Origin of the sequence: Parabacteroides caecihominis (assembly GCF_023656785.1) — a bacterium.
GTDB classification, from domain to species: Bacteria; Bacteroidota; Bacteroidia; order Bacteroidales; family Tannerellaceae; genus Parabacteroides; species Parabacteroides segnis.
In genome coordinates this window covers 138,690-151,502 of sequence record NZ_JAMOKS010000018.1, presented here as the reverse complement: position 1 = coordinate 151,502, position 12,813 = coordinate 138,690, and the positions used below count along the sequence as shown (strand labels likewise).

Genomic DNA, 12,813 nt, shown 5'->3' with positions numbered 1-12,813 from the left:
CCGTAGCCGCATCGTCCCCGCCATCATCGGCCAAACGACCCTGAACGAAATCCGCCTGGAGCACAACGACATAGCATCTGAAAGTACCCTTTCCCCTCTCGAGAGGGGGCAGGGGGTGTGTCAAAGCTATCCCAACACCGAGCCATTATACTACGCCACCGACATCCTGGAAGTCCCCCGCTCCGGCATCGTCCGCAAACGCGTGAACACCACCCACGCCCACGCCTTGCTGCGTGTCACCGCCAAGTGGCTGCGCGACGTTCCGCCGAACACGGACGACTTCTTTTTCACCCTCCGCGGCATCCCCGCGGCGGCAGGCTTCGACATCGCCGACCGCGTCAACACCGCCCTTCCAGGCTACGCCGCGTCTTCGGGCACCCTCTATAACATCCCCCGCATGGACGACACCCGTCTCTGCGACCATTATACAAAAGCCTCGATGCGCCCGAACCGCACGGTCACAGGCGACCTCGTGACTTACCGCTATACGGACAACACGGAGCTTCTTTTCCGCATCTGGTCGGGTGACCGCCCGCTGATCCGTGAAGTGAACCTCTCGGAGTTCTTCCGTGAAATGAGCATCCCCTTTTCCCGCAACATCCGTCAGGAGTTCTCCATCACCCTCCAAATCGACGGCGATAACATCTCCGTCCTCTTCACGGGCATCAGCGACTGGGAGGACGGGGGGACGATCGGGGGAGCGATGTGAGAATTGAAAATTGAGAATTGAGAATTGAAAATTAAATAAACACTCAGTATTAATTTAAACAAATTGTGTTATGAGAACAAAGTATTTAATGTATGCGTTAGCAGCCCTATTATTAGCAGGCTGCTCGGACGATGAAATCGACAGTGGCGGCGCAGGCGGCCTTAAACCGGAATCAGGCAAGACGGCCTTCGGCTTCTCTCTGAAAGACTTTGCCCGTGGAAGCGTCCCCCTGAGCAAGGCGGACCCCAACCCTCTGGATAAGCTGCCGGCTTCGGTTGCCGAATCCACCCTCGACAGCCTCTCGGTCTATGTCTTCGACCAACATGCCGACACCCCTTACGACTCCACAAAGACCGTCTTTGCCGAAGAGTTCAAGGTGGGTGGCGGTGACCTGGCTGTCGACGCGACCGACAAAATCGCCCAGATCCAGCTGAGCGGGCTGGGAAAGAAGAAAATCTATTTCGTCGCCAACGCCATCGGGCAGCACGACCTGGACAAACTGAAACTGGGCGAATCCACCGAAGCCCAGTTCCTCGAAATGAAAACGAACCTCCTGACCACCGCCAGCCAACTGGCCTGCCCGCTGATCATGACGGCGGTCGACTCGATAGAGATCAAGGAAGGAACAGCCGGACCGGTCGAGGGTAACGATTACGAAGTAAATATCGGCAGCACCGTGACTAAACGCGCAGTCAATCTCAAACGCATCGTTGCCCGCTTCGACATCGAGAACTATGCCGAGACGAGCGACCTGGTGATCGAAAGCATCGAACTGAACAACGTCCACCCGTCCGCTCTGGTCAACAAGGCAACTAATTTCAAGGCGATGAAAAACAGCGAGTACGTCTATACTACTCCTGCTGACGCCCTGATCCCGTCGATGAACAAGTTCGACTTCACCCGCTACCCGAACGCCAACAACGGCCGTGCCGCGAGCGTCTTCTACCTCTATCCGGACCTGAACAACGGTGGCGGAACCGACGGTGAAGGCGCCGAAGCGGACCGCTTCTACCTGACCCTTTACGGTAAAACGAAGAAGACCGGCGCCGGTGTAGTCTACAATGTCTACCTGTATAAAAACAATGCCGACCGCACGAAAGATGCCGTGATCGTAAAACCCAACAACCAGTACCTGATCAAGATCAACGACCTCGACCCGACAACGCTGAAAGCCACCATCACCGTTCAGGACTGGCTGATCGGTGACACCGTCGATTACGAAATGTCGGAAGGTACGATCAAACTGAGTTGTGTGGAATTTCCGCTAGTGGATGTCACCCCCGGTCCCGGCCAGCAGTTGAACATCCCGGCAGCCCGTGGCGGCGATGCGTCTGTCCCCGTCAACGTCAAAGTAGAGGCGATCAGCGAATGGCAACTCTTAAAAGGCTACAACGCCGAATGGATCGACACGACTACGAATATCACCGCCGACCTCCCTGTCGGTACCCTGACCACCGTAAAACCGCAGGAGGCGAACCCTTATAATAAGGAACGCCGCGGAACACTGGTCTTCCGTAACGTGCAACGTCCTTCCATCATGCAGACGCTGATCGTGACGCAGAAAGCGGGAGCGGCAACGAATGTAAATATCGGAAAATTGTCGGCAAAAGATGCCGCAACCTATCAGATTGTCAGCCGTCCGACCGACGGAACGACTAACAATGTCGGTACTACCGAAAAGGCCGATACGCTGATGTTACCCGGCGGAGGTGCACCGACTTTCTTGGCAAATGATCCCTACAATGATATCGAAATCGAAGTAGACAGCACCGCCACCACCCAGGAATGGTCGCTCAGTGTCGACCGCATCGACTCCACCTGGATCAAGATCACCGACGGCCCAGTATTGAACAAACAATGTAAAGCCTTCAAAGTATCGTTGACAGCGAATGACAGCATACGCCGCACCGGAACAATCCGTCTCTATGACCGCCAGGACGAAACGATCTACCGTGACCTGGTTGTCGTGCAGGAGGGAGCGGCAGTGACGGCAACACTTGCAACCGCAGATGGTTATACGCCTGGTGCCGGTTTTGTAGCATTGGCACAAGGCGCTGATACTGAGCATTACACGGTAACCTTCCCGAAAGAGAACTACACGAAGGAACCCTACCGCATCAAGTTAACCACCAACGGCACCTGGCGTATCCACGACGTAGCCGATACGGAATACCGTAACTGGCTGGATGCCTATTCGCTGAATAAACTCGACCGCCGTGTCATGAGTGGCACAGGCGACGCCATCATCGAAATCGGCACGACCGCCAACGACAGCGCCAGCGTCCGCACGGGCAATGTCATCCTGACCGTCGGCGACACCGAGTACACCATCGCCGTAACCAAGCTGTCGACCACTCCGGTCATCACCCTGGACGACAGCCATGTAACCGGCAACCATATTGACTATGCCTCTGTCGCCTCCGCCCAGGGCGTCCGCTTCATCACCAACGACAACTGGAAAGTGACCGCCGTGAATGGAGTAGGTGCAGGTGTTACAGCCGACGCCGCCGACTGGCTCTCTTTCAGCAATGCCTCCGACGCCACCGATGCCGCCATCACCGCAGGCAGCGGCAGCATGGTCCTGAAAATCTCCGCCGCCGCCCAAACGGAAACGGGAGGAGTAGCCGGAGCCGGTGCCCCCGCCCGCAGTGCAACGGTCACAATCAAATGTAACCACAAAGCCGATGGCACCGACGATCCGGATGGAGATACCAACCCGACTATCGTCCTGACCATCTACCAGGCCGGTATCGAAGCAACCCCGGTGCCCTGATAAATATCACTATCCTGTCATCCCGGGCTTGACCCGGGATCTTATCCTTAACTGATATATAATATTAAGGATGAGATGGCGGATCAAGTCCGCCATGACAGAATACCACCAGTTTATAACTCAATAAATAAAAGATTTATGAAACAATACATATTCCTCCTCTTCTCCCTCTTCCTCGCCGCATGCGCCGAGAAAGACATCTCCGGCGTCGACGGCCCAACCGGTCCGAACTCCGGCCTGCGCCTCTCCGTCCGGCTCTCTTCGGGTGTGGCCACCCGTGCCCTGGGCGACCCCTTCGCCTCGGGCAAGGAAGAGAAACGCATCGACCGCCTCGCCTTCTTCGTCCATACCGCCGAAGACGGCTTCCAAGTCTACCCGCCCGTCCCCGACGACGTGACCGACCCTGACGTGGCCGCCGCCGACCATCCGAACGCCGTCTACCTTTCCGGCACCCCCGACGACGGCTACGAGGCCACCGTCGCCCTGACAGCCGGCGGCGGTTACGTGGCGGACATCATCGCCATCGCCAACCTCCCGGCCGATTACGACTACAACCAGATCGTCACCTGGCAGGGCCTCTGCGACAGCGTCGCCCTCCATGCCGCCACGATGCCTGCCTGCCTCCCCGGTTCCGCTGAAACCGATAAGGCAGTCCGCAACGCCTTCGTCATGTACGGTGACATCCGCAAGGAATTGAAGAAAGAGGAAACCAACGCGCTCTCCTTCGTGCTGCAACGCCTGGTGGCCCGTATCGACATCACCAACGAAGCCTACGCTGCGGGCACCATCCCCGCCAACGCCGCCACCGGTCCCGAAAACAGCTTCTTCCTGACCTCAGCGCGTCTCTTGCATGCCCAGCCCGCCGCCTTCGTGGTGCCGAAACCGGACGTGACGCCCGACGTAGTGACCACCAGCGACTGGGCAGCTATCATCGGCATCGGCACGGAAATCCTCTACGGCAAGCCGACCACCAAAGACATCGCCACCGACCCGACGCAGGAACCGGAAGCCGTCCCCGTCACCACAGCCGACGATGCGAAAGCCGCCACCCTCCAATACGCCTGGCACACTCTGTACACCTATCCGAACAGCGACACGGAGCATGCCCCGACCGCTTTGGAGATCAAAGGAACGTTCCGCGGCACGGAGATCACGCGTCAAATCCCTTTCGTGGATAAGGAGGGCAACGCCTTCCCGGTAGAAGGCAACCATCGCTACCTGGTACGTATCGTAAAGGCTCCCGGCCAGACAGACATCGCCTTCAACATCGCCGTCTCGGAATGGGATGCGGTGGATACGGTGAATGTGAAGCCGGACCAGACGGAGGTGCCGGAGATTGCGAATATCGGAGGTAACGGAACCCCGAACCTGATTAGTGACGTCACAAAAACGTATGATGTCTATTATACGCAGGACGGTGAACTAACCTTTGAAGCGACCTGTCCCTTTGCCCCCGGTGTCCGTGTGAAATACTACGACAGCCATACGGATAGCTGGAGCACGAAAGGCGACTGGCTGACCGTGGAGCAGGTCGGCAGTACGGAGATCGTGACGAAAGCGGATCATAGCTACAGGAACAGTTTTCAGGTCACTTTCAATAAATTCGATGGCGGCGTAACGCGTAAAGCGATGCTATTAGTGCATAACGGAGGGAGCGAGGTGGAATGTGATACGATCCTGGTACGGCATGTGGTTACTTATCCGGGGACGGACTTTGAGCCGGAAGCGGTAGCAAAAAGGGATGATGGTTCGGATATCATTTTGGCTCCGGTGAATATAGGGGCGACAAAGATTGCGGATGGGATTAGAGATGTAGGTTCATCTGAAACAGACGAAGTTTATGAGGCTAATTTTGAACAGATCGGTTACTTCTTTCAATGGGGAAGAAAGACTGGGGTAAAATACATGGGAAATAGAATAAAAGCTATTAGAGGACCTATATTAATTGCTGATGAAAATAGAGAAGAGTATCGGAATGTATACATTGGGAATGGCTCTCTCAACGGTTCGTGGTCAAGTGATTCTGATTCTGAATTATGGAATGCCGGAACTGAGGATACTCCTATAAAAGGAAGGAATGACCCTTGTCCTCCCGGTTGGCGGGTTACAACAAAAAAAGAGTTGGATAAAATAATGGATAAAGTGACTACTAAAGTAGTGTCTAGTGGTCCTCCTAAGATATATTCTGCAATAATCAATGATTCAAATATAACATTGGCCACTTCAGGTGAACTAGTAGCGGATGTAGGTGGGCATGTGTTTACTTCTCAAGGACAGGTATATTACTTTTCTTCCTTGTCCGTAAGTGAGAAAGAAACAGTAGTTGTATACGTAAGCGCTTCTAAAAGAGGTGAATTGGTGTTTCCAAAACTCAAAGCCGCGCCCATCCGTTGTGTCCAAGAACAAACCCCCACATTATGAAGACAATCCTCCGCGCTTATGCTTACCGCAACGCCTTGAAGAAGCCCGTCGGTCCTTTTTACTACCTGCGTGCTCTTTCGTTGGGTCGTTTGGATATCGGCGATATCATCGCCCGTATCTCCCGGTTGCCTTTTGCCTTCTCCCAGCGGGAATACGCCTTTTTGGTGAATCTCTTTCTGGATGAATGCATCGCCGCCGCGACCGAAGGCTATCATATCGCCACGCCGCAGATGCGTTGGTCGCCCACCATCCGCGGCACCATCGTCCCCTCCGATTTCCGCCGCACCTTTGCCCCCGGCCGCCTCCCGGTCTCCTTCCGCCTGACCCCCGGCCCCGCCGCCCGCAAAGCCTCCTCCGAAATCAGCGTCCACATCTGTGGCGAAGCCGTACCCAAGGTCCGTGCCCCGAAGGTCCGTGCCCCGAAGGACAGTGCCCCGAAAGGCGACACCCCCAAAGGCGGCCCGTAACCTCTCTGTCATGGCGGACTTGATCCGGGATGACAACACAGCCCTCGGGCTAATTTCTTGAAAGCGTTCTTTGACATGTTGGGGGAAAATAATAATAGATGCAACTGTTCGGAATTTCCGAACAGTTCGCTTATAGAAATAATTGAATCATCTGTTTATTGACTGGTTGTAACTGTCTCCCCTCTTGAGAGGGGGTAGGGGGTGTGTTAAAGCCAGTCAATAAAACCAGCCTTGTTACAGGTTTATTTGCCGTCTGCTTCAGCTGACGGATAAGTAAAGTGTCTATCTCATTGGACTTTAGTCCCATTTCTTACAGTTTTCTATCTAGGAGAAATGTGGCTGAAGCCAAAAGAGAGAAACAACTTGTACACCGTCAGCTGAAGCAGACGGCAAATGAACCTGTAATAGTCAAGTGACTCTGATTATGGTGGTTGTATGGCGGGGATATGACACACCCCCTTCCCCCTCTCGAGAGGGGAGCCAGGTACAACCAGTTGCTATAAACAAACACTCATATCTGATAAAAGATGAGACAAAGAGAAAAATCGGAATTTCCGATTTTTCTACCAAACCTACTAATTTTTATAATCTGGATGTAATTATATCTGTCGGTATGGTTAACACAGGCGCAGATTCCTGAATTGTTTGGAACATATAGGTAACGCTGGAAAACAATTAAAAAGATTCAGTAGTCAAGGATTACTTGACAACTGCTTCCGACAGAATATAGAAATAATCAGGACAAAAGATTTGTATATCCATTGAATTGAATACCTTTGCCTCCATAGTATGAACCAAAATTCATTAATTATGGAGAATAAAGGAGAAATCATTGTTTATCAGTCTGATAATACCTTGCAACTAGAGGTGAGAATGGAAGATGAAACTGTCTGGCTTTCCCTTAATCAGATAGCTGAATTGTTTGAGAGGGATAAATCTGTTATTTCAAGGCATATTAAGAATGTATTTGAAGAGAGAGAACTCAGCAAAGATTCAGTTGTTGCAAAAATTGCAACAACTGGTTCTGATAATAAAATTTATCAAGTAGATTATTATAACCTTGATGTCATTATATCAGTCGGTTATCGGGTTAAATCACAACGTGGAACACAATTTCGTATCTGGGCTAACCAAATATTGAAAGAATATCTACTGAAAGGCTATACAATCAATCAGCGAATAGAACTTCTCGAACAACGAATGAATTTCAAATTTTCTGAATATGATGAAAAGTTTGACTTTTTCATCAAAACCTCTTTGCCTCCGGTAGAAGGTGTTTTCTATGATGGTCAACTATTCGATGCTTACAAGTTCGTAGCCGACCTGATTCGTACGGCTACAACGTCTCTTATCCTGATCGATAATTACATAGATGACACCGTGCTGACACTTTTCACCAAGCGTATTCCCGGAGTAACGGTTACGATTTATACCGCGCAGATATCCAAGCAACTCTCGTTGGATTTGCAGCGTCATAATTCGCAATACGAACCGATCGATATCCGCCAGTTTAATCAGTCGCATGACCGTTTCCTGATCGTAGACGAAAAAGAACTGTACCATATCGGTGCCTCCTTAAAGGATTTAGGCAAAAAATGGTTCGCCTTCTCCAGGATACAGTTGGATATACAGGAGTTGCTGGGTCGTTTATAGGAAAAGGTGAGTTATTTTTCCCCCAACATGTCATATATCGTTCCGATCCCGTAAGGGATAGCGTTCTTTGACATGTTGGGGGAGATTTTTTTGATACATTGATTTTATTCGTCAAACAGTTTGCGTCTCTATAATAATTGGTTACATTTGCATCATTGTCAAACAAATAAAACCTATAAGAAGATGGAAACTACGACTGTGAAAAATTTGTATGATTCGTTTATCCGTATGACTCCTTCGGAACAACACGATTTTATTTCTCATATAAATGATTATGAGAACCAGACGGTAGCATATGCCGCCGATGGTCGTCCTCTTACACGCGCCCAATATCGGGAACGTGTGCACGCTGGTATCGCTCAATATGCCAAAGGGCATTATAAGAGTCTTGAAGAGCTGTGTGAAGAGACCGGTCATAAGTATGCAGAACTATAAAGTTGTCTTTTCCGATTTAGCCATAGCCGATCTCAATGACATTGTACAATACATTACTGAAAACGAAAGTTATACGTGTGCAAAACATGTGGAACGTGAATTATTGCGTACTGCCAAAAGCCTTACAACTTTCCCGAACGGTTATGCCAAAGATGAATATGCAAGTACCCCGGATCTGACCGTTAGATTTATCACCAAATGGAATTACAAGCTGGATTACACCGTACAAGATGACATCGTCATCATAGCCGCCATTTTCCACTGCTCCCGTAATCCTATTAGGCTGAAAGATCGCTTCTAGCCAGCATCCACCTTTTTTCTCCCCCAGCATGTCATATCACTGTTGGGGATTTTTTATGCCCTGACATCAAGTATATAGAATAAACATTTTTTAAAACATAACAGTATGTCAGACATTAAATTATACGCAGATCTTTATGACAATGCGTTAACCGAAAAAGAGGGTGATTGCGTAGCACGCCCGCGTATCAACGGAACATTGTATAACGCCGATATCGCGCGTCGTATCGTGGAGAAACGTACGGAATACCGTGCGGAGACTATCGAGAACATCCTGACAATGGCCGATGAAGAGAAGTCGCTTGCCATTGCCGGTGGTATGAGTGTGGTGGATGGGGTAGGGCAATACCTGCCGCAGATCAAAGGGGTATTTGCCAATTCGACCGACCCGTTCGACCCGGCGAAACATTCGCTTTTCGTGGCCTATACGACAGGGAAGACATTGAGAAAACGTCTCCTGGAAACGGTAGTGGTGACGAACGGTGCAGCCATCGTCGGTCCGGTGATCGGCGGAATCCTCGATTCGTCGACCGGTAAGGACGACGGTACGTTTACACCGGGCATGCCGATCGTAGTCAGCGGAAACAATATTAAGATCGGCGGTACGAATGCCGCCAACGGCTTCTATTTTATCCCGGCAGCCGAAGGGAGTACGGCGGTGAAGGCAACGGTTATCGTGCATAACAATCCTTCGCGGCTGACTGTCATGGTACCCGCCGACCTGGCTGCCGGCGACTATTACATCAGCGTCACCACCCAGCAGGGCCATTCGGCTTTGGTGAAGGAACCGCGTACCTATAAATATCCGATCCTGCTGAGCACAGCGAATGCGGGCGGCGGTGGCGACCGTCCGGAGATCGAGTAAGCGTATGCCGTGTACGCAGTGGGGCGTACGGCCTGTACGAAGCACGACGTATGCTCTGTACGAACCGTTACGTACCCGCTGTACACAGCACTGCGTACGACGGCTACACAACACGAAGAGATCATATCTTTTTTTAGTAACATTTTAATTCGAATAAAAATGAAATATTCAATAACATCTTTTATCCTGTCGCTCCTTTTCCTCTGCGCTTGCAACGAGGAGGAGATCAGCCGGAAGACCGACCCGCTGCCGGACGGCGTGATGCGCCTCTCGGCAACGATCCGCAACGGGGTGAAGACCCGCGCATTGGGCGCCCCGCTGTCCGATGCCACAGCTGACGAGAAGCGGGTGGACCGCCTCGCCTTCTTTGTCCATACCGAAGCCGAAGGCCTGCAAATCTATCCGCCTGCCCCGGAGGCTTCCGTCTATCCCACAGACCCCAACAAGGTACACCTGGTCGATAATGGCGACGGCACCTATACCGCGAATGTCGACCTGACCGCCGGCGGAGGTTACGAAGCCGACGTGGTTGCCGTAGCCAACCTGCCGGAGGATTACGACTACAGCCAGATCGTTACCTGGCAGGGCCTGCTCGACAGTGTGACGGTGGCAACCGCCACGATGCCGCTCTGCACAGGCGAATATGCCGCAGGCAAAAAGAATGCCTTTGTCATGTATGCTTCCGCTACCGTGGCCTTGCATAAGGAGAAGGAGGCGGAGATCAGTTTTGCAATGGAACGCCTGGTGGCGCGTATCGACATCACCAACAAGGCGTACGGCACAGACAGGAACGCTTTCGTCCTGACCGGCGCCCGTATCTTGCAGGCAAAGCCCGCCAGCTACGTCACGCCCCACGACCTTTATGCCTCGCCCGAAGTAGTGACGGTAAGCGACTGGAGGCTCGACAATACATTGATCAAACTGTATAAAGGCGAAGTAACGACCGATAACGAGACGACCGAAGCAGCCGCCGATGCCGTCTGCCAGGCGGCCTGGCATGCGCTCTATACCTACGAGAACGACGACGTCTCCCATGCCCCGACCTGCCTGGAAGTAACGGGCACGATGAACGGCGCTACCATCACCCGTAAGATCCCCTTCGAAGTAACGGATGCCGACGGCATCACAAAAAATCCCGTCCCCATCGTCCGCAACCACCGTTACCTGGTACAGATCAACCCGGCTCCCGGCCAGACGGACATCTCCTATAAGCTGACGGTAGACGAATGGAATGCGGTGGATACGGTGAATGTGCAGCCGAATCAGGATCAGGTACCGGTGATAAGCAATTACGCATGTGCTGCGGCAACAAATACATTCGGCACATTCGATGCCTTGACCGGCATGCCCGACACGATCGTTGTCCCGGCTACGGGAGGGACGATCAGTTTCACAGCCTCCTGTCCGTTCGATACGCGGGTGACGATGGATTATGCTTCTTCTGATGATGGCAACGGCTGGCTGGAAGTGACCTCCCGCTCGGAAGCGGTGGTGACAAAGGCGGAGAGTAGTTTAGCGCGTACATATGAGATAACGGTTAAACCAAACGTAGGTCTGGATGCAACGCTGGTAAATCGTGGTTATCTCTATATTGCTAACGGAGCGAATGGTTCGGTGATGGATACGGTGACGATTTATCAGGGAGAGAATATTGCTTATGGGGAGACAAGGTTTGCAGCGATTCCGATGGGGCAGGTGAGTGGAAAAGATGTTATCTGGGCTCCGGTGAATGTCGGTGCTACAGAAATTGCAACTCAGATAAAAAAGGATGCCGATATTATCACAGACGAGGAAAAAGCAGCCAACGAAAGGCAATGCGGTTATTACTTTCAGTGGGGCAGAAAGGTGCCGTTCAGATATGGGGGCGAACCGGGCGATCTGGCTCCTTCGGGAGTGGTGCTGTCTACTTATGAGAATGCCACGAAGAGTGATTACGAATATGCCACTAAATTTATCATGAACAGTGCAGCTTGGTTCAGCGATTATGCTGTATTTGGTAAAAACTGGCCGAAAGAAAATGATCCTTGTCCTGCCGGCTGGCGGGTTCCTACCAAAGAGGAACTACAGATTGTATTCGATCAGACGCCTGCGATTGATGGTACTACTGGTATCTGGACTTCTGCTGCGACTCCTGCATTTGTTTTACCTGCGGGTGGTGACCGGAGATTTGATAGCGGATTATCAGAAAGCAGGGGGGGATCGGCAATCTATTGGTCTGCCACTCTCGAGGGAGGGAAGGCTTACAGATTAAATACAGATCCTCTTCTGGATAAACGCGATATAGCTCCGGGTTATCTTGTCCGCTGCGTGAAAGAATAACAGCTTACCTCTTTCGGTTACTTTCAGGGGAAATAGAAAGTGACATAACGATCTTTGACATGGTGGGGGATTAAATATAAATGAGGTGAAGATAAGGTTCTTATTGGAAATTGTTATCTTTGCGGAAAGTGAATGAATTATGGAAACAAGATTAACATTAAAACTTAATGAGTCTGTTATCGAAAAGGCGAAAGAATATGCTAAAACGCATAATATCAGCCTTTCGAAAATGGTAGAGCAGTATCTCAGTTCTATTGTCGCAAAATCGGATGTTTCTCCTAAAGAAATAGAATTAACCCCTTTAGTAAAGGAATTGAGCGGTGTGATTAAAATACCGGCTGATTACGATTATAAAAAGGATTATATTGATTATTTAGAAAAGAAATATCAATGAAAAGTCTATTCCTCGATACGAATATAGCTGTTGATTTGTTGGCAAAACGCGAACCTTTTTATTCAGCTTCTGCCCCTATTTTTGCGATGGGTGACAGAGGTATGGTTCAATTATTCATTTGTTCTTTATCTTTTTCTACGATCTTTTACTTACTTCGTAGGCAGGTGGGAAAGGAAAAAGCGATGTTAATACTCCGTAGTTTTAGAAAATTGGTTCGTGTCTTACCTGTAAATGATGATATTGTGGATAAAGCCTTGCAGTCTTCATTCACTGATTTTGAAGACGCAATACAATATTATTCAGCTGTAGAAAGTGGAATTGATACAATCATAACCCGTAATGTAAAAGACTTTAGAAATGCTAATGCTTCAGTAATGACTCCTGAAGAATATCTGAATTCTTGTCATTAAGAAATTTCTATCATTTTATATCGAATCCCCTGCCAGTTCTCTCTGCCGGGGGATTTTTTATCTCCTA

At 50.7% G+C, this 12,813-nt stretch carries 11 protein-coding genes and 1 pseudogene; 11 read left to right on the top strand and 1 reads right to left on the bottom strand.

Annotated elements, in window-relative coordinates; translation table 11 throughout:
* A pseudogene (locus NBH14_RS16610) lies at window positions 1–709 on the top strand (FimB/Mfa2 family fimbrial subunit); the annotation flags it as partial.
* Window positions 710–881: 172 nt separating this feature from the next.
* Here the strand turns inward: NBH14_RS16610 and NBH14_RS16605 are convergent.
* Window positions 882–1,496, bottom strand: a complete 615-nt coding sequence (locus NBH14_RS16605) for a hypothetical protein (RefSeq protein ID WP_250817660.1) — start codon at window positions 1,494–1,496, stop codon at window positions 882–884.
* Between the two features lie 318 nt (window positions 1,497–1,814).
* Between NBH14_RS16605 and NBH14_RS16600 the strand changes: the two genes are divergently transcribed.
* From NBH14_RS16600 to NBH14_RS16555, 10 genes are all read left to right on the top strand, one after another.
* On the top strand, window positions 1,815–3,482 hold the full coding sequence (locus NBH14_RS16600; RefSeq protein ID WP_250817658.1) for a BACON domain-containing protein: 1,668 nt from the start codon (window positions 1,815–1,817) through the stop codon (window positions 3,480–3,482).
* 138 nt (window positions 3,483–3,620) lie between these two features.
* Window positions 3,621–5,903 (top strand): fibrobacter succinogenes major paralogous domain-containing protein, encoded by a 2,283-nt coding sequence (locus NBH14_RS16595; protein WP_250817655.1) that lies wholly within the window; start codon window positions 3,621–3,623, stop codon window positions 5,901–5,903.
* Window positions 5,900–6,370 carry a DNA-binding domain-containing protein gene (locus NBH14_RS16590; protein WP_186959949.1) on the top strand — a complete coding sequence of 157 codons (471 nt, stop codon included), beginning with the start codon at window positions 5,900–5,902 and terminating at the stop codon, window positions 6,368–6,370. Before NBH14_RS16595 ends, NBH14_RS16590 begins: the two co-directional genes overlap by 4 nt.
* 810 nt (window positions 6,371–7,180) lie before the next feature.
* Window positions 7,181–8,023, top strand: coding sequence for a virulence RhuM family protein (locus NBH14_RS16585; RefSeq protein ID WP_186959950.1), 843 nt, complete (start codon window positions 7,181–7,183; stop codon window positions 8,021–8,023).
* 183 nt (window positions 8,024–8,206) lie between these two features.
* Entirely contained in the window at window positions 8,207–8,458 is a 252-nt protein-coding gene (locus NBH14_RS16580; RefSeq protein ID WP_186959951.1) for a hypothetical protein, read from the top strand.
* The gene (locus NBH14_RS16575) at window positions 8,445–8,759 is read left to right on the top strand and encodes a type II toxin-antitoxin system RelE/ParE family toxin (RefSeq protein ID WP_186959952.1); all 315 of its coding nucleotides are present in this window, start codon (window positions 8,445–8,447) and stop codon (window positions 8,757–8,759) included. Before NBH14_RS16580 ends, NBH14_RS16575 begins: the two co-directional genes overlap by 14 nt.
* Before the next feature lie 105 nt (window positions 8,760–8,864).
* On the top strand, window positions 8,865–9,623 hold the full coding sequence (locus NBH14_RS16570; RefSeq protein ID WP_186959953.1) for a DUF4469 domain-containing protein: 759 nt from the start codon (window positions 8,865–8,867) through the stop codon (window positions 9,621–9,623).
* A gap of 159 nt (window positions 9,624–9,782) precedes the next feature.
* The gene (locus NBH14_RS16565; protein ID WP_186959954.1) at window positions 9,783–11,942 is read left to right on the top strand and encodes a fibrobacter succinogenes major paralogous domain-containing protein; all 2,160 of its coding nucleotides are present in this window, start codon (window positions 9,783–9,785) and stop codon (window positions 11,940–11,942) included.
* Window positions 11,943–12,081: 139 nt separating this feature from the next.
* Complete coding sequence (locus NBH14_RS16560; RefSeq protein WP_186959955.1) at window positions 12,082–12,336, top strand: DUF6364 family protein; 255 nt, start codon at window positions 12,082–12,084, stop codon at window positions 12,334–12,336.
* Window positions 12,333–12,746: a type II toxin-antitoxin system VapC family toxin gene (locus NBH14_RS16555; RefSeq protein ID WP_186959956.1), complete on the top strand. Its 414-nt coding sequence runs from the start codon at window positions 12,333–12,335 to the stop codon at window positions 12,744–12,746. The genes NBH14_RS16560 and NBH14_RS16555 overlap by 4 nt, the downstream gene beginning before the upstream one ends.
* The last annotated feature ends 67 nt before the right edge of the window (window positions 12,747–12,813 follow it).